Genomic DNA, 22,938 nt, shown 5'->3' with positions numbered 1-22,938 from the left:
TCCAAGTTTTTAACCGTAACACTTAATTATTGATAACAGGGATTTACCTTGAAGTACGATGTTGTAGTCGTTGGAGCGGGCGTGGCTGGATTAGAATCCGCACTCGTCCTAGCATCGAAAGGGTTTAAGGTAGCGGTTATAGAGAGTAAGCCGGCTGGAAAAATAGGCGATAAAACATGCGGGGACGCAATAGGCGTTCACCACTTTGAGAAAATAAGCCTCGCAATCCCCAGCAAGGTAATTGATTACAAGTACCAGGGTGTGAAAATCTATAGCCCTAGCGAGAAACATGGTTTAATCGTTCCTGGAGAAGGAGTTAGTGTAAATAGGGTTAGGTTTGGGCAATGGCTTCTCGATGAAGCTCTCAACAAAGGTGCGGAGCTTTACGACTCTCATGTTTTAACAGACGTTGAGGTTAAGAACGACAAGGTGGAAGGGGTCAAAGTTAAAAAGGTAGATGGTCCGATGGTCGAGCTTAAAGCTGATGCCTTCATAGATGCTAGCGGCTCCCGACCCGCCCTGCGATCAAAACTTCCAGATACATGGCCTATCTCGGATAAACCGTTCATGACAGACTTCAACATCGCGTACAGAGAAGTTATCAGGAGTGTTGAACCCGTTACAGGAGAGGATTCTAAATACGCCCTGATATATTTGAACGCGGAAATCGCTCCAGGAGGATACTGGTGGCTATTTCCCAAGTCCGGGGACGGTTTCGTTCTAAACGTTGGATTAGGGGTTGTTTGGAACGGGGTTTATAACCCAAGACATAACTACGAGAGGTACTTAAAACCTCGTTTTAAAGGCGAGCTAATCCATGCGGGAGGAGGTATTGTACCAACTAGAAGACCCATTCCCACCCTTGTATGGAGAAATGTTGGTGTGGTAGGAGATGCTGCATACACGGTTAACCCTATACACGGAGGCGGGATTGGTTCCAGCCTTGAAGCTGCTTACATAGTTTCCACGTATATCGGCAATGCTTTGGAGGCTGGTAGGGTTGACGAGGAGAATACTTGGGAGGCGAATATTAAGTACATGGAGGCTTATGGTTCTAAGCAGGCAGGACTCGATATTTTAAGAATGTATCTTCAAAGACTTAGCAATGATGATTTCGAATGGATATTGAAGAATAGAATTGTTGATGGATCCTCTGTCTATGATCTAGGAGTTAAGGGAGAGCTAGGAGAGAAAATACTGCACGCTGTCACCGCTATGATAAAGCTACTTGGAAAACCCAGCTTGTTAAACCAGTTAAGAATAGTGAGGAATTACATGAATCGCTTGATAAATCTACATTCAACAGAATATCCTAAGTCGCCTAGGGAACTACCCAGATGGATGAGCCTTGTCGAAACCGTTGTGGAAGAATATGTGAGAGTAATAGGTTTCGATAGAGGGCATAAAGTTAAATGGTGAATTTTGCAGGGCTCGATCTTTCAGCTAAGAAATCCAATCCCACGGGTTTAGCAGTAATAAATTCTTCTAAAATCTTGAAAGAGCTGATACTGGTACTTAGCGATGATGAAATACTATCGAAAATATTGCTCTACAAGCCGGTTGTAGTGGCCGTTGACGCACCGCTAACTTTCACTGGAGAGCCTTTCAGGCGGGTTGACAGGTCACTGATGCGAGCGGGGTTCAAGGTTCTTCCAACGACTTTTAAACATATGCGTGAGCTAGGTGAGAGAGCAAGGTTGCTTAAGGAAATCTTAGAGAATGAAAATATCGTGGTGATTGAAACACACCCTACCAGCGCCTTGAAATCAAGCAAGTGCGAATCCCACGTCGATCTCTTCCAGTCCTTCGGTTTGAAACCGGTTTTATCAACCCTTAAGAATAAACATCTCGTTGATGCTTTAATCTCGTCAATAGTTTCTTTCCACTATTACTATGGATTTTCCGTGGGATTTAAAGAAAGAGACGGGGAAATAATATTGCTCCCTAAGACTTGCTAGCCTAATCGCCAAGCCGTTTGAGGTAAGATGCGTTTTCCCTTATCAAGTCTGCCACGTATTCTACAAGGAATTTCCTGGAAATAGCTGTCAACATTTTAACAGTGAAAGGTACTTGGATCTTTGCCCCAGAAGCTCTCAAATGCCCTCCACCATTAAGAGCTACTGCGAGATCCCTTACATTAACGTCCCTGCTCCTCAGGCTGAGCTTACCGTCGCGAGACACTATCACAGCTACGTCTAGCCCGGCCCTTGACAACGCCAGCGAAGCTAGGAAGCTGTTTTCAACATCTTCTTTAACCTGAACAACCCCGATCTTGAAGCCATTTGCCTCAAACACTTCGAAGGCCATGTTAACCGATAACTCGCTCAACTCTTGCAGTTCTGTTTCAAACTCTTCTAAAACCTTCTCTTCGAACACCTTGTCCCAATAAATCCCGCTGGAAATGGTTTTAACCACAATGTTTTTCCAGGACACGGGATCCCTTCTTCTCACAAGCCTTATGTAAAACGGGGAGAGCCAATGATCAAATCTCCATAAGTCTCCACCGCATACACCATTAACAAGGTTTTCCAGAAAATCCAAATCAGCATCATGCTTCCCGCTTAAGGCATACTTAGCCACTACCCCAACACCGCAAGTCTCCCTATCTATGAAAAGGTTAACCCCGTGCTGTCTCAAACTCTCCGCCCATTCGTCCTCCCAAACGTGGTGGTCGAACCATTCAATCTCTACCCCTTTAGCCGTCAAGCTTGTAATGATCTCCAAAACGCGGCTGAAAACGCCAGGGTTTACGCCAATGTCGAAAACCGCTATCTTCTTGGGCGGATCCGCAACAACTCTTTTAAGCGCTTCATTCATCATGTAGGGCTCAGTGTACAATACTTTATACTCTGAAATACCGGTAGAGTATAAGTATAGCCCTGCAGATGCCGCACCGTCCATGTCTGTATGCGTGATAAGCAGATTTTTCATGTTAATCCCGCCATAGAGTATTTAATAAATTCCTAGTGTATTTTATATATGGTTTAAGCAATTTAGTTTGGTTTTAGAGGAGTGTAGTTTGACTACCGAGGATATCCCCGTTGCAAGGGACAAGCTTCACTTGCTCGGCGACGTTACTTTTGAGGCTGAATTACTATTAAAAGCCAAGTACGTTGAGACTTTCTCAGGGGGTTTACAAAGCTTCAAGGATTTTTTAGTCAAGAACAACCAAGGGACTTACCTGTTGACGGGAATTATTGAGAATGGACGTGTAACCATATTGGTAGAAAATGGTAAAGTCTCCTCTACACTCTTCATAGACTCCTACACCGGCGAGAGAGTTTCCGGCGAGAGATCGCTTGACATTCTAATCAAAACTCTCTCCCAACCCGGTATTGTTCTTAGAGTTTTTGAAGTCAAAGATAACAGGGAAACTGTTCCGGTTCAAAAGGAAGAGGTGAAGCAGGCTACCCCACCTGGGAAACCCGTTGAGAAACCTCAAGCTACGATTCCTGTTGAAAAAACCGCGGTAGACTCTGAAAAACTCCAGCAATTCAAGAAGGAGTTTCGCCAAATAGCGAACGAGACCGCGGAAGCCTATGGCTGTAGGATTGTCGACCTTGTCTACGAGCTCGTTGGGAACGAATTAACAGTTCTCATAACTTTAAGGAAAAAAGGAATATTTGGAAAATGCTTAGAAGAAGAGTTTGCTGAAACCATAAAGAATGATCTTCCCTTGCTAAGAGATAACTACGACTTGAAATTGAACATTCACCTAAAAACGAGGGTTGAGGAGTAATTACTCGACGGAGGTCTCAACGGTCTCCTTCTTTAAAAGCTCCTCTAGCTCGGACTTGGCCTTCTCGTAAACGGCTTTGGGTTCATAGTAGTAGTCGAAGATTATTCTTGACACGTCCCAGGCGTCTTTTATCCCTTTAACAAGCATCCAGTCTAAAACCGTACTTCTACGCTTTATCTCTTCTATTAAATCACCCACGTCAAGCCCTCTCTTCATTGCTATATCTTGTAAGTGAATACTTCTTTCAAGGTTCACAATGTGCGAGTCTGTTCTCGGGTCCCAAGTTGAGATTTTGATGTACTTCTCAAAGTCCTCCACTTCCTGGACAATCGTTATTCTACGCCTAACCTTTACTACTCCCTTCTCAACTCTTGTTATAACTCTTTGAACATGCATGAAAACATTCATCAACCTCATGTAGGCGGGCGGGATGTTCATTGGCGGGCTCGTTAAGCGTTTAACAGCGTAGTCTAATGTCTCAGCATGTATGGTTGACGCACCGCTGTGCCCTGTGGCCATGGCTTGGAACAGGACAAAAGCCTCGTCACCGCGAACCTCTCCAACGATAATGTAATCGGGCCTGTACCTTAAGCTTAGCTTGACTAAGTCGTAAAGCTTCACGCTGGTTCCCAGCGACTGAGCACCTGCAATGTAAACTTCCCTACCGGTTAGCTGAACCCAGTTAACGTGTGGAAGGTTGAGCTCAGGAGTATCCTCTATAGTGACTATTTTCATCCCGGGCTTGATGAACATTGAGAGAGCGTTTAACAATGTTGTTTTTCCGGTTCCAGTGCCGCCGGCTACCATGAAGGTCTTGCCGTGCTCAAGTAAGAGCCATATGTAGGCGGAGGTTAGGCTGTCAAGGTTCCCCTGTTCGATCAGCTCGATAACGCTAAAAGGTTTCTCCCTGAATTTACGAATAGTGAAGGATGGACCCTTCACAGAGACCTCGTGCCCATAAGTAGCAGCAACACGGTGTTTCTCAGGTAACATAGCATCCAGAACCGGGTATGCTATGCTAATGTGCTTGCCAGCCATGTGAGCGAGCTTCATAATAAGCTCGTTGAGATACTCCTCATCCATGAACGATACATTTGTCGGAATACTCTCGTATCTCCTATGCCATATGAAAATTGGAACGTTAACTCCATTGCATGATAAATCCTCGATATTAGGGTCTCTCAGGAATGGGTCAATCGCTCCATAGCCTAGGAGGTTCCTCTCAACATAGTAGAATACTTTAATTCTTCTTGCTCCAACCAGCCCAAGCTTATCTCTGTATTTCTCCGCAATTCTCTCAACCTCCTTGAACACGTAAGCTCTCAAATCCCTTACATCCTCTGGTTTAGATGGCGGGTGTATCTCGTCCATTAATATCTCAGCCAGCTTTGACAGAATAGACTTGTCCTCCGGGGTTAATCCTTGCTCCTCAACGAAATACATGGGACCCGTTGGGGTTTCCGCTATAGTTATCTTCACAAATGGCTTATAGACGTAGTATGACTCTAAAACCCTCCAGCTAGGGTCTCTTTCAACAATTCTCAACGGTTCTTCGACAGGCATTACTCTTTCAATGCTTAGTTTCTTCTCTTCTTTTTCAACAATTTCCTTAGGCTTTTTCCTGATGGTTAAAATCGATGACAGAGAGAATCTCTTTCTCGCTTTTTCTTGATTCATAACTGTGACCTACTTTATTTTTATCTACAGGTTTACTATAAAAATTTATTAACATAGCAGGTTAATTATTTCTATTGGTGTGTCAATGAAATTCTGGGATTTCATTTACAGGTGTTTCGGGGATTATGCAGATGAAGTTTTAAGGGCCTCGCCGAGTGTTGCGAAACAGTTACGAAGGTCTAACATACACATCCACGTAGAAGTTTACGCATCGCTCATATTATTTGTCCTTGCGCTTTCGGCTGGAGTAGCCGCTACTTTGGGCGTGTTAAGTTTCTTCCTAGGTTTTCCAGTTTTCCTCCCACTTGTCCTCGCCATACCACCTCTTACATACATAGTAATGATCTTGATACCCTCCCTCGTTTCAGGTTCAAGAGCCTCGGCGATTGATGAGGAATTTCCTTACACCATTAGTTATCTCAGCATCATGGTGATGAGCGGTCTATCCCCATATATCGCTTTTGAAAGAATACTAAAAGGCAGTGTTATTTTTCAGAAAACCAGTGAGCTAGCTCAAAGATTTGTACTATTAAATAAGATTCTAGGCAAGGATCCGCTTACAGCCTTCGCAATGCTTTCTGATAGAAACCCCAGCGCTAGAGTTAGAGAGACGCTATCAGGGTATATTTCAACGGTAAAGGCTGGAGGCGATGTTATAGATTATTTAAACAAGAGGGCTAGGGCATTATTCAACGACCTGCTGGTCAGCATGAAAATAATTGCTGACAGGCTCGGTGGACTGTTGGAATCGTACTTGGCAATAGTGCTGTTAACTATGATCAGCTTCACAGTCCTATACTTCGTTACAGCTAGCTATAGCGGGGTCATAGCCTTTGGCATAGACACTGGAACTATGACCCTACTCCTTTACATTCTAATGCCCTTCATAAGCATAGCAATCATCTATTTAGGGGATGTGATGCAGTATAAGGAGGCCTGGATGGATTGGAGACCTTACTACGTGTTCTTCGGGGTCACACTTCCATCTGCCGCGGTCCTATCGTTACTGGGGATAGTGCTCTACGGGAATCCGGCATTCAAAAATAACCCTGTCGTAACAGCCGTTCACGACATCCTAATACTACCTATGAAGTTAGCCGATGTTCCTCCAAACCTAACCTTTGTGGAGTCCTCTATAGCATTGTCAATGACACTGATAATTAGCATAATACCTTCACTGATCTATGCTGAATACGTCGCGAGAGAGTACACCATCAATAATGGAATCACAAGATTCATAAGAGACCTTGTTGAGGTCAGGAAAACAGGTCTTCCACCTGAAAAAAGCATAATCGAGTTATCAAGCAGGGACTACGGCGTGTTCTCCAAGTACTTGAAGAAAATATCTCTAGAGCTCACACTAGGAGTTCCACTAAGGAAAATTATCGAAGAATTATTCAAGAAGATCAAACCATGGAGGGCCAAGGTACTCCTGTTCATCCTGACCGACTCGATCGAGGTAGGCGGGGGCACTGTAGACGTTCTCGAGAACCTTGCATGGTTCGCGGAAAGCATTGAAGCAATAGAAGCTGAGAAGAAACGTTCCATGAGGACGCTCATGATAGTTCCGTACCTAGGTGCAGTGTTAACTGCTTTCACCATAGTATTCATGGCTGTCTACATGGGGAGAATACCTTTAGCATCCGGCCAGTTCAAGGCCGCGGCCTCCACAGTTCTCCCAAGCATTGTTCTGAATACTTATCTAATGGGCCTTGTCGCCGGCAAAGTTGGGTCTGGGAGCGTAGCAGCCGGGTTTAAACACGCCTTGATTCTCACCCTGGTCACGATGCTGTTCTTCATGTTCTCAAAAGTTTTCACCGGTTTCTTGTGAGGAGGCTTTCAAAGTGAAAAGTGTCAGCGAGCCATTAGTAATAATGATCCTTTTCATGACTGTTGTACTGATTTCTTTATCAATATTCTTCTTCTCAACCTTTAGTGTTGATGCTACAACAGCTTCCGTGGAGTACGGGTATGTGAAATCTCTTTTCCGCGAAATAGCCTTTAGCATTCCTGAAATCCTTAATGGTCAAACCGTTTACACTCGGCATCCCAGCTCCCTTGTAGCCTTAGGTTTCAAGAAGATACCTGTGAATCTCACTATTAGGCTGGAGCTGAGTAATAATTCATTAATACAAGCTTTCAATAAGACCGAATTCTACGCGTTAACCGGGGGTATTCGCAGAAATGTTCTGGAAGATGTAAGAGGGTCTATTGTCTATGGGAAAAACCAGACTGTTGTGAACGAGATCGAGCAACTCGCCCTCGTGCGCGAATACTACTATAACGGATGGACAATGATCGAGCTTGATACCGCAAGAATCTACTATTCCATGTATAAAATAGGGCCATCGAACTACTACTTGGAGATACTCATAGCCGATTTCGGGGGATTTTACAACATATCGGAGCCCCCAACCGTGATGGGAACCGGCTCAATAAGGCTGAAATACGAACCTTATTATGCCAGCGTTTCAGAGTTTTCATCTGTTCAAAACCTTACATTAATTCTTAATCAAACAGTAATTACTCTCAAAGATATCTTACCGCCAAATCACACAATAGATCCTGTAACAGGGTCTCTCACTGTCAGAATCGTGTATAAGAAAATAGCGGTGCTGGTGTCGTAAAAAATATTTAAACCAGGTAGCTACTAACTATTTATCAGGTATTGGAATGAAGTCCGTCTCCGAGACTTTCTCAACTGTTTTGATCACATCTGTTTTACTAGCTTTGCTCGGAGTTTTAAGTTTTTACACATTCGTAAGCATGGCGGGGTTTAACACCACTACTGAATATATGTATTACAGGCAGGCTTTCTTGTCAATCGGAAACTCCTTAGTCATTCCAATGATGGGAGGATCCTACGAGATCTCAATTCCCATGTACCAGCAGTCAACAGGTTACGGTAAGGTAGGATCCATCAGCATCTTCTTCAACAATAGCCAGATACCGGCGCACTACTTCGAGTGTACAGGGCTGATCTCAGGAGTAAGAGGATTTTCAAGGCCTAATGCAACCATATACGGAGGAAACCAGCACGTTGTAGCCGATCCCCGGCTCATTCCAAGAGTATTGGAGACTTATAGTCAGGGTGAGACCAGATTATACCTGGATACTTGCAGGCTTCTAGTAGAAAGCGAGGTCACCAGGGGTTTAACCGGTGTAACGTTTTTCTACAGGATATCCTACTACAATTTAACCGTTAGGCTTGAGTACAAGGATAGGCCGAGAGGCGTTGTGAGAATGTCAATGACAGGTAGCCCACTCACGTTTTCCGGATACGCGTTAAACATGTCAATAACCTTCACAGACATGATACTGGAGAAGACGTTAACATTAACGCCTAGAAACCTGTCGACCATCCCTCCAGGGACGCCCCTTGTTTACATAATAACCGTGTACAACCTTGAAATAGAGGTGAACTGAATGCCGACTCCTTCATTACTCCACGCTATTGGAACGGGTTTCATAGTAGCCTTATTAGTAGGCCTCTTTATGTATGGATTGTCCATGTCCGAGATAACCATGATCAATAATTACACAGCTATACTGCAATACATATCCGATAAGATAGCAGCAAGCATCAGATCCCTCTACTCCTCGACATACCTGGCCAACTCCAATCAATCCAGCATTAGCTTGAACATACCTGTAGAAATATCAAGTGAAAAAGGCTATAACGTTTATATTGGTCGAGGAGAAGTCCTAGCTTCAGAGTTCCCCAGGCTAAGAGAGAGGGGGGATTATAATCCGCAAGCATTCTACGTGATAGCCTCCACAGCGGATAAAAAAGTCTACAGTATCTCCCTCTTATTTCAGCCAACAGATCTAGTAGCTCCTTTAAGATTTGCTAAAGGCGAGCTCATAGTTGAAAGAGTTACACAAGGTTTTGACCCCGCAGAAGGCTATGTGGAGAGCGGGATCCTGTGGTTCTGCCGCTCCCCGGTATATGTCAAGGAGAGAGCTAACACTACTCTTTCAAACTACTTGGTTAAAATAGAGTTTGATCCTTCAAGGCTAAACTGCACCTATCAGGAAACAGTTTACACTCCATCCCGGAGTGATGTCCGCTTTGCAGACTCCGACGGGGTTTCAACCCTTAAGTATTGGATAGATAGTTGGGAGCCTAATTACGCGAGGGTCTGGGTTCAAATACCAAGCATTCAACCATTGGAGAATAAGACAATCTACATGTACTGGGGGAACCCATATGCTGCTGAGAGAAGCGATCCCGGGATATTCCTGTTCTACGATAGCTTCACACGTTACAACTCCCTGCAAGACTTGCTGTCACGGTCGCCACTGTGGAACGTGAGACCATTGCATTCGTATTCTTACAATTTGCTTCCAAACGGGTTGTTAAACGCCTTGCTCGACATTAAAAATAAAGGCTTCGTCATCCTTTACTATAACAGGTTTATAATGCTCGACCAATACCAGGGAGTTTTATTGGAAGCGCTGGGAAGGCCTTACAATAATGCCAGCAAGGATGCTGAGTACTTGCTCGGACTGGTCAACGTGGGCGATACTGCACAAGTATTTAATAAAACACTCAGACCCGTCATCGTGGACCCATCATTATCCCTCGATAACTACACAGTAATATATGGAACCTGGAGCATCTCCTCTATGGGAAACGATACATTTCTAAACGCGACAAGCCTATCCTACGTCCCCGGGAAAGGATACTACGCAATAGCCATCAGGGAAAACCCTCCGTTAATAAGATATCCACCAGGTCAAGAATACTATCAAATCCTGTATAAGGTAAGGATTGATAACACAAGCGTTATCAAAGGAGTTTTAATTTCTGAGGATTTAGATCGTACAAGAGGCTTCTACCTTGGATTACAATTTGATTCTAGCGGAAATGTTCTAAAACTGTTGTATAGCAAAAACTCATTACCCGCTCTCACAGATTTTACGGTGTTAAACTCTACCTCGGTGTCCAATATAGTCTTTCCGAATTGGGTAATCATTTATGTATCGGTTAAATCGCCTGGAGTTGCGAATTCAGAGTACTCATTTCAGGTGATAAATCCTGATAATGGATCAACAATACTTGAGTACTATGGAAGGGGCACCCTAGATGTCTACCAGCCTGAGTACGTGGGTCCCTTCGCACACTCGCCAAGCGAAATATTAGGTTCCAGTGAATTATGGTTTGACGATCTCATATCGTGTAGATACAATAACAATACCAATATATATTTTGACGCTAAAAAGTTCTACATCATTGGTCTTTCCCCGGGCTGGGAAATTACCATCGTCGATTACAAGGACGTACTGGTCTACGATAATGAAACCAACACCACTAGGGTTGAGAAGCAAGCAGTTTACGCCCAGAGCTCCACGGTCGATGAATCTGGAATAGCTGTTTTCGACCTCACAACATACCCGATACTAGGCGAGATGTATCCGGTGGAATTTCTCTTCTACTATAACGGGGAGTTAATAGACAGGATCGAGTACCCCAGCCTTGTCTCCGGAGGAATGGTGCTGATGTTTCGACCATATCTTCAACAACCTCTCATAATCGACGGCGGGTTGATATTTACCACGGGCCAACAGGGCGTGGAATATCATATTAAGACACAAGCAATCACTGACACAAATCTAAGAGCTGGCTACAACATAACCAGCATAGGGTACTTTAATCAAAAACTCTACTACTTCATCTTGAACCCGAACTACTATAATACAACCCCCTCCACCTATAACCCGTACAACTTCACATATAAGTTAGCCGCTAATTTCACATTCTTTGTAGGGTTAATGGTGTATGAGTCAACCGGACAGGGCAGTGCCAACTTGACAGGAATATACGAATGGATCCGTGTAAGACCGTTCGTTGACCCGGAGCCTTTGGCCAAGCCCAGTTACTTATCTGAGTCCCTAAGTATTCCGACCCCTCCTCAGGTGAAGATAGTTGAATATGTTGACAGAATAGTGTTTTCCAGCGAGCTCCTGGTCGACTTGTTCATCATTGTGATACCGGACTCCCATTACGCGTTATCAATGGTCGTCAGGGGGAGGAGAGCGTGAAGGAGATCATAGAGTATCTACTTGCCATATTGATAATCCTCTCATTCATCCCTCTTTACAACATGTTGTCCACAACCTACTATGTTCCGAGAATTGCTACAGGGCTTGAGACTATTTCCTACTCGTTTGAAGAAGCTTTGAAGTACGTATTACTCTACGGGTTCAGCATAGGGAATTATACCCAGGGGGTGATAGAGGTTAGTGAAGCCTTAAACTCCACCTTAACAAGTTACTTAAACCCGTTCATGCAAGGAGGCTATGGAGTTTACGCGAAAATCTATACTCCAATACAAGAGATTAATGTGACTCCATACTCAAGTATTGGCGTTGCATCAATCTATAATCTCTCTACAACTATTTTCTTAGTCGACAAGAATGGTAGGAACGCGTTAGTAGTCCCCTTAATCTACGATGGTACAACTCCTGGTGGTTTATACCGGTTTAAAGTGGCACTTTACAACCTAACCGTCAAAGACCCTGGAGTAATAATAGTGGTTCAGGAGTCCAAAAATAACCGTTTCATAGCCACTTGGATCGCGCCTGGAATGCTTACTGGTGACCCAGTAAATATAGACGGGTTGACTGTGATAACGCCCAGGAATAACTTGACCCCTGTTACAGTACCAGGCATTAATAAAACACTCCACAACGCAACGATATACTACTACACGGCGCCCAGTTTCGGCCAGTATCTAACAAGCACTTACAACGTCACAGAATGGATAGAGTTTTCAGCGGGGGGAACCATCTCAAGGAGGCCATACAACATTACCACGATATCCTACTACGGTTCTTCAGTCAATTGGAACACAACACACGTAGCGTATAAAATATTGAGTATGAGAGTTGACGTGAAAAGGGAGTACATTAGAGGGCAGGGCGATTTTATACGAGGAAATTACACATATGTCAATAGCTTAACCACACCATTATACAATTTGCTGCTGGTCTCTCTCTTTGACAACACTAGAAGCGTTTTCATACCCATATATCCTAATGAATGGGTTTTCGGGGAAACACCTCCGCCTCAGGCTACAACAAGATACTCCAACATAAGAATTGGGATGTTTGATTACTTAATAGAGATAAAGGTGTGGAGGAAATGAGGGGGCAGGTTCAAGTAATTTCTGCTTCCATAGCTTTCACCATCATAGCCATAGCAGTGTTGGTATTGTTCACACAGATATATTCTCACACCGGCGTCTCCAGGTCTTACGAGGTAGTATACGACATACCGAACATCCTCAGGCAAAGACCTTACTGGACTGCGAGAGACCTAGCCCACACGATCATAAACACTACAGGTGCTGTCTACTGCTACGTGTCTATTAGAGAAGTTGACTTAGTTAGCAATCAGGTTGTCTCGGAAGACACGTACGAGATATCCCCGTTAACCATTCCCGAAGAGCAGCTCTATATTAGGTCTTTCGTGTACTCGAAAGGAACGATCATGGGTACTATTTTAACATACTCCATAAGGGTTGGTTACAAATGAAGGCTCAGCTCCCAATCATAATAGCCCTAGTCCTTGTGGCATCGCTCACGGTTACAACAATAATCTACACCACGTCAACAATCACATATACTTCCCTCACAGTTCTTGAAACAGGTAGCTCAGGAGAGTGGACATATATTACAGACCAGTTGGACAGCATCCTCCTCAGCGCTCTCTCAGCCGCCTCACAAAACGCGTCGAAAGGTTTCGAAAGCACTTACTGGAATCTCTACAGCGATGTGGTTAAAGAATACGGTAGCTGGACCAGGACATGCACCATCGTTGACGGGTGTCCTGGACCAAGCACCGATAGAAGAAAATGTACCGCGACCCTGTGGACCTTGTACAATTATGATGATTTCAGGTGCATAGGAAAGTGCGACTCAAACTATACTTCACCAGGGTTCAACTGGTCAATGAGCAACTACACGTTCTCGCTACAACAAGCAGCGTATTCATACTTTTTCAGGGCCGCAAGGATTGCTGAGATAACGCTCAATAATTGGAGAGATATGATGGCAAGCTACGGATATGTTATCTACACAAGCTCGATAGGGGGATTCTACAGAATAGAAGTGGCATCTTACGGTAATTTCTCGGAATCCAAGGCTACGCTTAGGCTGAATGCAACACTGGACATATACTCTGCGACAGCTGGATACAGGAGGATGATCAGATATGTTGAAATCGGGTATTCAGCAAGATTTTACACCGGATTCTGGAGCGATGATGGAATATACCTCCCCGTGTACGTAAATGCATATGTAGATTTGAACGGAATTAAAGCACACTACATTGTTAACCCGAGTGAAACCTATTTAACCCTTTACAGCGTGATGCTGAAGCGCCTATCATTCTTAAACACTACTCAAGGAAACATAACAATGAGGCCGATTGTAAGCTATTATTACGGGAATGGCACCACTCTTTTGATATTCAAAATCAATAGTACTGACAGCAACATGTGGAACCAAGAAGCCGTTGTTTGGAGAAATGTTGTGCTCTCGCACAGAGACTACGACGACACCTTCGCCCCTCCATACACCATCACAGACCCCTCTTCCAAGCTTGAACGCGTCACCGTTGCCTTCCTCTGGGCTGGACTTCTCACAACCCGAATAGAGGGAGTCAACTTGTACAATGGGGTTAAAATAGTGTTTAAACACTACGCCAATACCGCGTACGGAGACTGGCTTGACAGCGTGCCCTTCAACATTTACGGGGATGAGAGGGCTGTTTTCCCACTAGAGTATGTTCATTGATCTTCCATCACCTTTGAGTCAGATCGTTTTAAAACCTTTTCAAATCGATTAACCACAGGGGGATTATGGGAATTCTGGCGAATATAGTGAGGCTAGGGAAAGGAAATAATGATTTCGTAAAGGTGATCATTCCCACAGCCTTCAGGATCACAACGGAGGACGGTATTCTCCTATATCTGAAACTTAAAAACGAGGTTGGCGTTGTCGCGAAAGTGACTGAGGTTGTGAGCAAGGCAGGCATTAATATTGTTAATATCACAACGCCCACCATAGTTAAAGGAGAGTATGGAGACTTGTTCCTGCTGGTTGAAAACTGTGATAGGGCATGCGGCGAGGAGCTTTCAAAAAGCATGAGAAAAGAGCTTGGCAAAATAGTGAGCGAAGTCAGCGTTTACGATTCCAGGGAAAACTTCCTGTTCATACCGAACTCGGTTGCCGAATTCATAGGGTTAGAGTCGATCATTCTCCCAAAACCTTTTCTGGGGGAAGTGTATAAATACGTCTACGGCAAACACCCTGATGCTTTAATGCTAGCATTGATGAGAAACACGGGAGTAGCTTTCGGGACAGGATTGTATAAGGAGTTTCTAGGTGAGTCTGCTGAACACCTGAATATTGAGCATCAGTATGAAAACGCCCTCAGGTTTTTCGAAGGCGTCTATTCTTCAATGGGTTTTGGCAACGCCAAGGTAACTTATAAGAACGGGGTAGTCTTCAGTATTGAAATATATCGTAATTTAGAATCTTTAATATTGAAAAACTTGGAGCAAACAAGGGCACTGCCCGAATTCACAATAGGAATGATCCAAGGTTACCTATCCAGTTTGACCGGTAGAAGAGTTGAAGTACACGTTCTCGAGACCCTGCCCAGAGGTAGTCAGAGAGATTTGTTTGAAGCAAGGGTATACGAGTACTCTAAGTAACCATTCTCCTCTATCCCACCGTTTTTAAAGTTACTATGTATGATCAGATCAAGGGGTTTGGATCAAATGGTCGGAGAATCCAAAAACATTAAGGAAAAAGTATATGAAGCATTGAAGAATTCTAAGACGCCTTTAAGTCCTAAACAGATCGCTCAAATGACCGGGCTGAACTATAATACTGTGAGAGCGAGACTACACGATCTTAGGAAGGAAAACAGGGCTTCCAGGGTACCGGAGGGCTGGGTTGCAAAATAAAGCTGTCTTGAACTAATTATCTTTTTAAAGGCTACTTCTCAATATCTTACCCCGTATTTTAAGAACGGTGACGTGGTTGAGTCTAATCCACTCGAGCAAGTATTTTCCATTAATGTTTACCTGGAAAATCGTTAGCGACCCCATATACAACTATGTCACATTCAATAAAGAGGTTGAAGAACCTGTAGTCAACAGTATCCTGCTTCAAAGGCTCCGATACATCCTCCAGCTGCAAACCGCGCACTTAGTATATCCTGGTGCAATGCACTCAAGGTTTCAACACAGCTTAGGAGTCATGCATTTAAGCGGTATCGTAGCCCAGGACTATACGGATAAGATCATAGCCCTTTACGGGGAATCTGCGCTGGAGGGATTTCCGGCTAGAAGCTTAGTCGAGGCAACCAGGCTTGCAGGGTTGCTTCACGACGTAGGGCACGCAGCGTTTGGCCACGCGTTTGAGGAAATGGTTTTATGGAGGAGTGGAAAAATCCCGCCCGAGCTAAGAAATCACGAGAGGATCGGGGTTAGACTAATAGAACAACTCCTGGAAGATACCTTATTGAAGCTTGAAAAAATCCATGACTTCCCCCACCTCACGGAAATCTTGCTTGAGCTTCTGCGGGAGAGGGAACCGGGTAGCAAAATACTGAATGTTTACCGCTGGATAATAAAAGATAGCCTTTACCCAACCGATATCGTCGATTTTCTCAAAAGGGACAGCTATTACACGGGGGCAAGCGAGTATGGCTACATCCATCATGAGAGACTATACGTAAACACCTACCCTCTTGTAGCGGGGGGCAACTATATCTTTGTACTAGATAGGACCGCTTGGGGTGAATTCCGGGAGTACATGGTTGCCAAAGCCGGTATGTACGAGCATGTTTACTATCATAGCGTTAACAGGGCTTTCGACCGTGTTCTAAACGATATTCTCGCTAAAATGGAGTCCAGGTACAACCTGTCTGAGCGGGTTACAATGATTTCAACCGGGAACCCGTACCCATATCTTGAGCTAACAGACGTGTTCATGTACAAGTTAATGATGGATCACGCTTTATACGCTAACGACGATATAGGGAGGCTGTGCAAAACCATAATGATTGATAGAAAGCCCCCATATAGACGCGTGGGTCGAGAGTATACTTTGTATGCCTCAAAAGGCTTGACCTACCTGAAGGAACTGTTAAAGTTAATGTTTAATCAAGAGTATAGGCAGCGAGTCCAGAACCTGATACTTGAGGAAGTAGTATCCGCGGTGGAAGACAAGAACATTGGCAACGGGGACGTGTGGATCGATATCTTGGATATCTCGCCCGTGTCCAAGAGCGTGTTAATACCTGGGGTCTCCGGTAAAAGACCCTGTATTAGGCTTTACCTCGGGAAGAAGTCGGGTAGAGAAATCACTCTAGACAGGGAGGTTGACTTGCTGGAAGAGGGGCTACCCTTGATGGTTATTTTCCGTGCGTACATCGCAAGGGAAAAATATGATGTGGAGCTGGAGCCCATTGTTTCTAAAGCATTAGAATCTTCAATTGAGTCTACTCTGGGTTTAACAAAGAGGGAATACGATGAAGCATTAAAGACCTTGTTTCAACATATGGATTCAATAGAGCACAAGAGCATGACTATGTAACGGTGATACTGTTTGGAAATGGTCTTCATAACCCTTACGTTTCTTCCAGAGGAATACCGTGTTAAACTAGAGTTCTACGGGGAAAACGGCAGGCTTGTCAAAACCGTGGAGTATGACGGAGTGAAACAAATCGTTTTCAAAGATGTTGAAGTCAGAGTTAACAGACAGCTTTCCCAGATCCCTCTGGTGATGATCGCAACTGCGCCGAGTTTAGATGTCTCGCTTGTTGAGAACTCAGTGCTGTACGTGAGAGGTAAGTAGAATTGAGCGTCAACATTATAGGAGACTTTCTAATAGAAAACTCGCGAAGCCGTAGCAGTAAGCATATTTCCTCAAGCATTCTATTAATTTATAAGAAGGGTAAGGGCCTCGTGAAACCTTCAGGAGACGTCGTTGCCGAGGAAAAACAAGGTGTGCCAACTTATGTTAGAGGGTATGCAAAACTTATCAAAATAAGACTAGAACACGGTGATTTCGCAATATACGGATGGTTCGTGAAAAATTATTTAAACAGGGTGAAAGGGTACGTGAATGTTTTCAATCACAAGGGAGTACTCGTTTACAAGGCGAGATATAATAGTGGAGTGTTAACCCGTGTTGCGGGAGACCCTGTGTACACGTGGCTGGTTAGAATATTCGCTGAAGGTGTTAAATTAAATGTCACGAGAACAAGATTAGGTGATGAGAAATGAGTGAAGCGTTAAAAATTGCTGAGAGAGTGCTCAAAGCCTTCAAGTATTATCGTTGCTTTGTTTTCGAGAAACACGAATTACCATTGGTGAAGGATTTCGTCGTGAAGGCGGAGCTTACTGGGCTTGTTACAATAAAGAAGGCTGACCCTAAATACGAGGACGTCTACATTCTAACAGCCTCGATTAAAGGGTTCGAGCAGGATTGTATTTCAAAGGTTGATGAGCTTTTGTCGCGAGGGCAAATTCCTCTAGACCAGTACAAGAAAATGCGCAGTGAGTTAGTGGAACAGTGTATGACAAGCATGGAGCATGAAAGAATTAAGGAGATTGTTGAGAAGATTGAAAAATATTATCAAAAACTAGGTAGGACTCAATAAATTATTGTCGTTAAGAACAATCCTACTGAAGCAACCATAGATAACAGGTAGAGCATAGGATTCCACCTAAATACTTTAGACCCGTCTAGCGGAGGAATTGGAAGCAGGTTGAAAAGCGCTATCCACGCATTTACATATACTAGATAGTAAACATAACTCGAATAAGAGGCCGGCAAGCCCGGGTATAAGTTTATTAGCATGAATCCTAACATGGCTAGAACTATGTTCGTCACAGGCCCTGCTAACGAAGTAACACCTTCTATCCTTTTGAGCTCTAAGTAGTCGTATGTCCTAGGCATTATTACTGTAACACCTGGCATGATGAACTTTATGGGCACGAACGGTAGTGAGCTGACAAGAGTTATCAACAACCCTATAGGGTGTAAAACATACCTGCTGTAGCAATTCATTACTCTAGCTACTTGCCTGTGAGCTATCTCGTGGCTGATCACAGATAACACGGCTATTGAAAACACTGAAGAGAAAGAAACAATGTTTAAACGATACAGTTGGCTTGATGCAAACACGAATCCTATCGCTAGTGAGGCTATGGCGAGCGATAAAAGCTCGTCATAATCCATCTAATCCACCTTGGTTAAGCAAGAATTTATTATAACCATCTTAAACTTAACTTTTAAAGGGGTACTTATGAAAAGATGCCTGATGATCGCGAGATTTCAGCCATTCCACTATGGTCATTTGAAAGCGGTGAAATACTGCTACGAGAAGTTCGACGAGGTCATTGTGATGGTGGGGATGGCTAGTCAAAGCCACACTCCCGAAAACCCTTTCACATGTGGTGAGAGATTGGTTATGATACGCGAGTCGCTTAAATGGGCTGGACTTGACTTGTCGAGGATTATAACCGTCACCCTGCCAACGATGGAGGTTAACCGGGCTGCTGTTCACAACGTGAAGCTCTACAGTCCCCCCTTCACGCATGTAATCACTTTAAACCCTATTATCCAGCAGTTGTTCAGGGAGGAGGGATATGATGTTATAATACCTCCTCTCGAGGATAGAACCATTTTTAGCGGCTCCTATATAAGGCATTTGATGGTTAATGGAAACCCTGACTGGAGGAAACTGGTTCCGCCTCCAGTAGCCGATTTTATCGAGGAAATAAAAGGCGTGGAAAGAATAATCATGCTACACAAGGAGAGGCTACCCGGATACTACGCGACAGCTTGATGAACAGGGTGGTATGATTTAAATGGAGAATTTAAGGTTTGCCTGCTCATCCTGCGGACTATGCTGCACTCTATCACCCGTTTCCCTACTCCCCCATGAGGACATTGCTTTACGCTTTCTGGCAAACACATACAATCTTAAGTACAAAAGCTCCCCGGGGTACAAAATGTACGATGAAATCAGCGGACTCAACCTAGCATTCAGCTACGTCATGGAACTAGTGGATGGTAAATGCACCTTTCTAAAAAACAATCTCTGCTTAATACATGATGTTGCGAAGCCATTAATATGTAGAAGCTACCCTTTCGTCCCCAAGCAGGTCAAGTATTACGTTGACAATGTTAACCGACACGTTTACGCTGTGGTTGAACACGGTCTGAGCATGAAATGCCCTGTTGTAAGCAGAGATATTAGAAGGTTAGAGTTTGTTGAAAACCCCTATAGGCTTGCTTACTATTACACGCCTAAAGAGTTTATAGCATCACTTGAAATGGAGAGAGCGAGAAACATTTATTTCGAGCTTCTATCAGCTCTTTGGAAGAAGAGAATTGTAGATCTAGCCGAGGAGAAACATGGTGCGCCCGTTATCAACCTGTATCAGTTCCTTAGAACTTATTTCCCCGAGATGCCTAATTTATTAAATATTCAACCCCTTAGAGATAAAAAGTGAGGATGAGAAATGGGGAGAGAGGCTGAGGAGTTTTCATTAATGCTGGAGCTGTTAAGATTGCTCTCGGAAAATGAAAAGATAACTCTAACAATCGTTGAAAAAGAGCTGGGTTTGACGAGAGAAGAATATGAAGGTTTTATCTCAGTTCTCAGGAAATACTTCCTGCTTAAGGAGGAAAAAGACTCCGTGATGTTCTACAGGGGCGACAATCTCAGAGCGATACAGCCTTGGGGGTGGAACTATGTTCACAGGGTAATTGCTGGTTCAACAATGAGTATGGCTAAGAAATATCCTCCATGGAGTATCACTGTGGCTGAATACCAGGTTTACGGCAAGGGCCGTCACGGCAAAACATGGATTGGGAGTCTCGGAGGCTTGTGGGTTACTTATAAAATGCGGATGCAGGCTCAATTAGCACAGTTCCTCCCAATAGCAGTTCCTGTTCTTCTCTCACGGATTTTAAGAGAACAATTTAAGATCAACGCGTTGATCAAGTGGCCTAATGACATAGTAGTGAACGATAAGAAACTCGCAGGGATCTTGGTGGAGGCAGAGACCTCCGGCTCCGATATAATAGGATACATTGGATTAGGCATCAACATTAACAATGATCCTCCATTAGAGACTGCAACAACCCTGAAGGAGATTGCAGGAACCCAAGTGCCTAGGAACCGGTTATTCAGCAAGTTGACGGGGTGGATATCTAGGATGGAGAAGCTTGTTGAAAAGCCAGAGCTTCTACGACTCGAATATCTTGAAAAGCTGTCAACCCTTGGTAGGAGAGTCAGAGTTGTAACGAAAGATGCTGAGATTGTTGGAAATGCCTCGTCGATATCAGAACTAGGCGAGTTAATCATTGAAACAGGATCAGGAAGCGTTAAAATATCATCGTTAGAAGCGTTAAAAATTATTCATCTAGATTAAAATTACTCTCCTGCAACCCTGACTTTTTCAACCCATAACCCAGGCGTTGCAACACCCTCCGATGTGAAGACTTCCCTTCCAATACCTTTCAACCTGCTTCCAAGCCACTCGTAAATATTTCCTGTTATCAACACGCCTTTAACAGGGCCTTTAATCTCCCCGTTCTCTACAAGTAGTGCATGGGTTGCTGTCGCTTTCACATTTCCATTGTAGGGGTTGCTCATCCACTGGCCAATTGTCTCGTAAACTATTAGACCCTTCTTTAACTCTTGCTGTAAATCCTCCAACCTGCTTTCACCAGGCTGAACATGGAAGTTTGTAGGGTAAGGTGTTGTTGGAGAAGACGGGTTTCTCCTGAAACCGTTACCTAAAGTCTCATGCTTCATCCGCGCCGAGGTGTAGTAGTTGTGCAAGATTTCTTTTAACACGCCTCTCCTGACCAAAACCTTTGAGCTGGTGGGCATGCCCTCGTCGTCAAACCCTCTGCTACCGATTTCAAACGGCATGCCGGGGTCGTCCAGGATGTTTACTTTTTCATGAAGCACCATGGACTCTAACTTACCCTTAAGAGGGCTCCTGCCCTCCAGAATGTTTAATGCTGAGAAAGCGGGGATAAGAGCGGATACTAGTATCCCTGCGAACGCCTCCGGTGTTAGTATTAAATCATATTCACCGCTCTCAATCTTCTTAGCACCCGCGAACATTAATGATAATCTAGCTGTATTTCTTCCAAGGGATTCTAGCTCTGCAAAATCAAACCTCCTGTTTACAATCCAGAAGGACTTATCTGACTCTCCTGTCCCGGTAACTGTTTTCAAAACTATGAAGATGCCGGAAACAGTGCACTCGTCTTGTGTGTGAACACCTTCAGAATTTGCAACAGTTATTTTCTGAGCCCCTAGTCTAACCATTCCTTCAACGACGGATGCTCTCTCAGCCCCGTTTCCAACCGCCTCATCCTTCATTATCTCCATTAACTCTTTAATCGCCTCCATTACTTCAGCATAATCTGCATGGATTATTCTCTCATCCCTGCATGCGATGTTTACAAATCCTTTACGCGGTGGCGGGAAACCAACCCAGTTTGGATCCTCTATGCTTGTTTTAATCAGTGAGGAAAGCTTCTCGAACGCTACTTCGGCATTTAGATTTTCATCGTTAATGCTTACGCCTGCCACTTTCTTACCTATATATCCCCTAACGCCCATTGAAAATGTTTTAGAGGCCGATGCTTCTTTCACCTTATCATTGGAGATTGTAAGGGCGAGAGAATCTGTTTCAACCTTGTATATCTCTACACCCTCAAGTCCTTTAGTCCTACCCATATTTAGGAGAAACTCAACATCCATTCCTAACCACCTAGCACGAAACCTCTAACCCTCACATGAGGACCCCCGTCCCCGACTCTAACCATTTGACCACTCTTACCGCACCCGCCGAAAACGCTTGTTTTCACGACAAGGTCTTTTCCAACCGCGTCAACTCTCTTCAAAGTATCTAAGATAATGCCTGACAGCATCACCCCTTTCACCAGTTTAACAGGCTCGCCGTTTTCTACCAAATAGCTTGGACCACTCGTGAATGTGAAGGAGCCTGTTAAAGGATTGACCTCGCCTCCAAGAGCTCCTTTTCCTTTTACGTACAAACCCTTCCTCATATCTTTGATCATTTCTTCAACGCTCCAATCACGTGGCAACATGTAAGTGTTCGTCTGCCTTACAAGAATAGAGTGATTGTAGGACATGACTCTAGCGTTGCCCGTGAGAAGCCCTCTTAATGATTTCGCTGTTGAACGGCTGTGTAAAAACGATTTTAAAACCCCGTTCTCAACCGTGAAAACCTTGGTTTTCGGGGTGCCTTCATCATCGTAGGGTATGTAAACACCTCCTTGAACTCGCCCGTCATCAACTATAGTTACCAGTTCACTCGCTACTTGCTCACCAATTCTCCCCGCTAAGACGCTTCCTCCTGCCTCCACGATGTCGCCTTCAGTAGCATGACAGAAGGCTTCGTGAAGACTTAAGCCGACAATCACGTTGTCTAGACCACTAT

The 22,938-nt window shown here is 44.1% G+C and carries 24 protein-coding genes; 19 read left to right on the top strand and 5 right to left on the bottom strand.

Features of this window, described 5'->3' with window-relative positions:
• Positions 1-48 precede the first annotated feature (48 nt).
• Together AC3OH0_RS07285 and AC3OH0_RS07280 are read left to right on the top strand one after the other, a co-directional pair.
• A complete protein-coding gene (locus AC3OH0_RS07285; RefSeq protein WP_498345333.1) occupies positions 49-1,419 on the top strand; it encodes a geranylgeranyl reductase family protein in 1,371 nt (456 codons plus the stop codon).
• Complete coding sequence (locus AC3OH0_RS07280) at positions 1,413-1,958, top strand: DUF429 domain-containing protein (protein WP_498345332.1); 546 nt, start codon at positions 1,413-1,415, stop codon at positions 1,956-1,958. The genes AC3OH0_RS07285 and AC3OH0_RS07280 overlap by 7 nt, the downstream gene beginning before the upstream one ends.
• Position 1,959: 1 nt before the next feature.
• Here the strand turns inward: AC3OH0_RS07280 and AC3OH0_RS07275 are convergent, their stop codons facing one another.
• The gene (locus tag AC3OH0_RS07275) at positions 1,960-2,931 is read right to left on the bottom strand and encodes a DHH family phosphoesterase (protein ID WP_498345331.1); all 972 of its coding nucleotides are present in this window, start codon (positions 2,929-2,931) and stop codon (positions 1,960-1,962) included.
• Positions 2,932-3,019: 88 nt separating this feature from the next.
• On the opposite strand from AC3OH0_RS07275, the gene AC3OH0_RS07270 reads away from it, so the two are divergent.
• Complete coding sequence (locus tag AC3OH0_RS07270; RefSeq protein WP_498345330.1) at positions 3,020-3,739, top strand: hypothetical protein; 720 nt, start codon at positions 3,020-3,022, stop codon at positions 3,737-3,739.
• Here AC3OH0_RS07270 and AC3OH0_RS07265 read toward each other — a convergent pair whose 3' ends face one another.
• Positions 3,740-5,416 carry a type II/IV secretion system ATPase subunit gene (locus tag AC3OH0_RS07265; RefSeq protein WP_498345329.1) on the bottom strand — a complete coding sequence of 559 codons (1,677 nt, stop codon included), beginning with the start codon at positions 5,414-5,416 and terminating at the stop codon, positions 3,740-3,742.
• Positions 5,417-5,501: 85 nt separating this feature from the next.
• Here AC3OH0_RS07265 and AC3OH0_RS07260 point away from each other — a divergent pair, with 85 nt between their 5' ends.
• The 13 genes from AC3OH0_RS07260 to AC3OH0_RS07200 all read left to right on the top strand — a co-directional run bounded on the left by AC3OH0_RS07260 (position 5,502) and on the right by AC3OH0_RS07200 (position 18,101).
• Positions 5,502-7,247 carry a type II secretion system F family protein gene (locus AC3OH0_RS07260; RefSeq protein ID WP_498345328.1) on the top strand — a complete coding sequence of 582 codons (1,746 nt, stop codon included), beginning with the start codon at positions 5,502-5,504 and terminating at the stop codon, positions 7,245-7,247.
• 13 nt (positions 7,248-7,260) lie between these two features.
• Positions 7,261-8,043 (top strand): hypothetical protein, encoded by a 783-nt coding sequence (locus AC3OH0_RS07255; RefSeq protein ID WP_193435932.1) that lies wholly within the window; start codon positions 7,261-7,263, stop codon positions 8,041-8,043.
• Between the two features lie 46 nt (positions 8,044-8,089).
• Positions 8,090-8,842 (top strand): hypothetical protein, encoded by a 753-nt coding sequence (locus AC3OH0_RS07250; protein WP_498345327.1) that lies wholly within the window; start codon positions 8,090-8,092, stop codon positions 8,840-8,842.
• Positions 8,843-11,461, top strand: a complete 2,619-nt coding sequence (locus AC3OH0_RS07245) for a DUF2341 domain-containing protein (RefSeq protein ID WP_498345326.1) — start codon at positions 8,843-8,845, stop codon at positions 11,459-11,461. It begins immediately after the preceding gene.
• Entirely contained in the window at positions 11,458-12,567 is a 1,110-nt protein-coding gene (locus AC3OH0_RS07240) for a hypothetical protein (RefSeq protein WP_498345325.1), read from the top strand. Before AC3OH0_RS07245 ends, AC3OH0_RS07240 begins: the two co-directional genes overlap by 4 nt.
• Positions 12,564-12,956, top strand: a complete 393-nt coding sequence (locus tag AC3OH0_RS07235) for a hypothetical protein (RefSeq protein ID WP_193435936.1) — start codon at positions 12,564-12,566, stop codon at positions 12,954-12,956. The genes AC3OH0_RS07240 and AC3OH0_RS07235 overlap by 4 nt, the downstream gene beginning before the upstream one ends.
• Positions 12,953-14,218: a hypothetical protein gene (locus AC3OH0_RS07230; RefSeq protein ID WP_498345324.1), complete on the top strand. Its 1,266-nt coding sequence runs from the start codon at positions 12,953-12,955 to the stop codon at positions 14,216-14,218. The genes AC3OH0_RS07235 and AC3OH0_RS07230 overlap by 4 nt, the downstream gene beginning before the upstream one ends.
• Positions 14,219-14,304: 86 nt before the next feature.
• Positions 14,305-15,141 (top strand): hypothetical protein, encoded by an 837-nt coding sequence (locus AC3OH0_RS07225; RefSeq protein ID WP_498345323.1) that lies wholly within the window; start codon positions 14,305-14,307, stop codon positions 15,139-15,141.
• Between the two features lie 66 nt (positions 15,142-15,207).
• Positions 15,208-15,396, top strand: coding sequence for a DNA-binding protein (locus AC3OH0_RS07220; RefSeq protein WP_498345322.1), 189 nt, complete (start codon positions 15,208-15,210; stop codon positions 15,394-15,396).
• A gap of 67 nt (positions 15,397-15,463) precedes the next feature.
• Positions 15,464-17,032, top strand: coding sequence for an HD domain-containing protein (locus tag AC3OH0_RS07215; protein ID WP_498345321.1), 1,569 nt, complete (start codon positions 15,464-15,466; stop codon positions 17,030-17,032).
• 12 nt (positions 17,033-17,044) lie between these two features.
• Positions 17,045-17,293, top strand: a complete 249-nt coding sequence (locus AC3OH0_RS07210; RefSeq protein WP_498345320.1) for a hypothetical protein — start codon at positions 17,045-17,047, stop codon at positions 17,291-17,293.
• Between the two features lie 2 nt (positions 17,294-17,295).
• Positions 17,296-17,724 carry a hypothetical protein gene (locus tag AC3OH0_RS07205; RefSeq protein ID WP_498345319.1) on the top strand — a complete coding sequence of 143 codons (429 nt, stop codon included), beginning with the start codon at positions 17,296-17,298 and terminating at the stop codon, positions 17,722-17,724.
• On the top strand, positions 17,721-18,101 hold the full coding sequence (locus AC3OH0_RS07200; RefSeq protein WP_498345318.1) for a hypothetical protein: 381 nt from the start codon (positions 17,721-17,723) through the stop codon (positions 18,099-18,101). Before AC3OH0_RS07205 ends, AC3OH0_RS07200 begins: the two co-directional genes overlap by 4 nt.
• Here the strand turns inward: AC3OH0_RS07200 and AC3OH0_RS07195 are convergent.
• Positions 18,095-18,682, bottom strand: coding sequence for a site-2 protease family protein (locus AC3OH0_RS07195; RefSeq protein WP_498345317.1), 588 nt, complete (start codon positions 18,680-18,682; stop codon positions 18,095-18,097). The genes AC3OH0_RS07200 and AC3OH0_RS07195 overlap by 7 nt on opposite strands.
• A 67-nt stretch (positions 18,683-18,749) precedes the next feature.
• On the opposite strand from AC3OH0_RS07195, the gene AC3OH0_RS07190 reads away from it, so the two are divergent.
• From AC3OH0_RS07190 to AC3OH0_RS07180, 3 genes are read left to right on the top strand one after another with little or no spacing between them, the layout of a single operon-like run.
• Entirely contained in the window at positions 18,750-19,292 is a 543-nt protein-coding gene (locus AC3OH0_RS07190; protein WP_498345316.1) for a nicotinamide-nucleotide adenylyltransferase, read from the top strand.
• Between the two features lie 22 nt (positions 19,293-19,314).
• Positions 19,315-19,962 (top strand): YkgJ family cysteine cluster protein, encoded by a 648-nt coding sequence (locus AC3OH0_RS07185; protein WP_498345315.1) that lies wholly within the window; start codon positions 19,315-19,317, stop codon positions 19,960-19,962.
• A gap of 9 nt (positions 19,963-19,971) precedes the next feature.
• Positions 19,972-20,886 (top strand): biotin--[acetyl-CoA-carboxylase] ligase, encoded by a 915-nt coding sequence (locus AC3OH0_RS07180; protein WP_498345314.1) that lies wholly within the window; start codon positions 19,972-19,974, stop codon positions 20,884-20,886.
• Between the two features lie 2 nt (positions 20,887-20,888).
• Here AC3OH0_RS07180 and AC3OH0_RS07175 read toward each other — a convergent pair whose 3' ends face one another.
• The gene (locus AC3OH0_RS07175) at positions 20,889-22,235 is read right to left on the bottom strand and encodes a TldD/PmbA family protein (RefSeq protein ID WP_498345313.1); all 1,347 of its coding nucleotides are present in this window, start codon (positions 22,233-22,235) and stop codon (positions 20,889-20,891) included.
• A gap of 2 nt (positions 22,236-22,237) precedes the next feature.
• On the bottom strand, positions 22,238-22,938 hold a 701-nt coding region (locus AC3OH0_RS07170), incomplete at its 5' end, for a TldD/PmbA family protein (protein ID WP_498345312.1).

This window comes from Thermosphaera sp. (assembly GCF_059755995.1).
This window is presented reverse-complemented; position numbering and strand designations above follow the sequence as displayed.

Excerpts from the sequence above, each read along its gene's own strand:
- AC3OH0_RS07200 (WP_498345318.1), top strand. The coding sequence starts at position 17,721 with ATGAGTGAAGCGTTAAAAATTGCTGAGAGAGTGCTCAAAGCCTTCAAG.
- AC3OH0_RS07190 (WP_498345316.1), top strand. The coding sequence starts at position 18,750 with ATGAAAAGATGCCTGATGATCGCGAGATTTCAGCCATTCCACTATGGT.
- AC3OH0_RS07175 (WP_498345313.1), bottom strand. The coding sequence starts at position 22,235 with ATGGATGTTGAGTTTCTCCTAAATATGGGTAGGACTAAAGGACTTGAG.
- AC3OH0_RS07275 (WP_498345331.1), bottom strand. The coding sequence starts at position 2,931 with ATGAAAAATCTGCTTATCACGCATACAGACATGGACGGTGCGGCATCT.
- AC3OH0_RS07250 (WP_498345327.1), top strand. The coding sequence starts at position 8,090 with ATGAAGTCCGTCTCCGAGACTTTCTCAACTGTTTTGATCACATCTGTT.
- AC3OH0_RS07230 (WP_498345324.1), top strand. The coding sequence starts at position 12,953 with ATGAAGGCTCAGCTCCCAATCATAATAGCCCTAGTCCTTGTGGCATCG.
- AC3OH0_RS07220 (WP_498345322.1), top strand. The coding sequence starts at position 15,208 with ATGGTCGGAGAATCCAAAAACATTAAGGAAAAAGTATATGAAGCATTG.
- AC3OH0_RS07185 (WP_498345315.1), top strand. The coding sequence starts at position 19,315 with ATGGAGAATTTAAGGTTTGCCTGCTCATCCTGCGGACTATGCTGCACT.
- AC3OH0_RS07195 (WP_498345317.1), bottom strand. The coding sequence starts at position 18,682 with ATGGATTATGACGAGCTTTTATCGCTCGCCATAGCCTCACTAGCGATA.
- AC3OH0_RS07245 (WP_498345326.1), top strand. The coding sequence starts at position 8,843 with ATGCCGACTCCTTCATTACTCCACGCTATTGGAACGGGTTTCATAGTA.
- AC3OH0_RS07265 (WP_498345329.1), bottom strand. The coding sequence starts at position 5,416 with ATGAATCAAGAAAAAGCGAGAAAGAGATTCTCTCTGTCATCGATTTTA.
- AC3OH0_RS07235 (WP_193435936.1), top strand. The coding sequence starts at position 12,564 with ATGAGGGGGCAGGTTCAAGTAATTTCTGCTTCCATAGCTTTCACCATC.
- AC3OH0_RS07180 (WP_498345314.1), top strand. The coding sequence starts at position 19,972 with ATGGGGAGAGAGGCTGAGGAGTTTTCATTAATGCTGGAGCTGTTAAGA.
- AC3OH0_RS07280 (WP_498345332.1), top strand. The coding sequence starts at position 1,413 with ATGGTGAATTTTGCAGGGCTCGATCTTTCAGCTAAGAAATCCAATCCC.
- AC3OH0_RS07260 (WP_498345328.1), top strand. The coding sequence starts at position 5,502 with ATGAAATTCTGGGATTTCATTTACAGGTGTTTCGGGGATTATGCAGAT.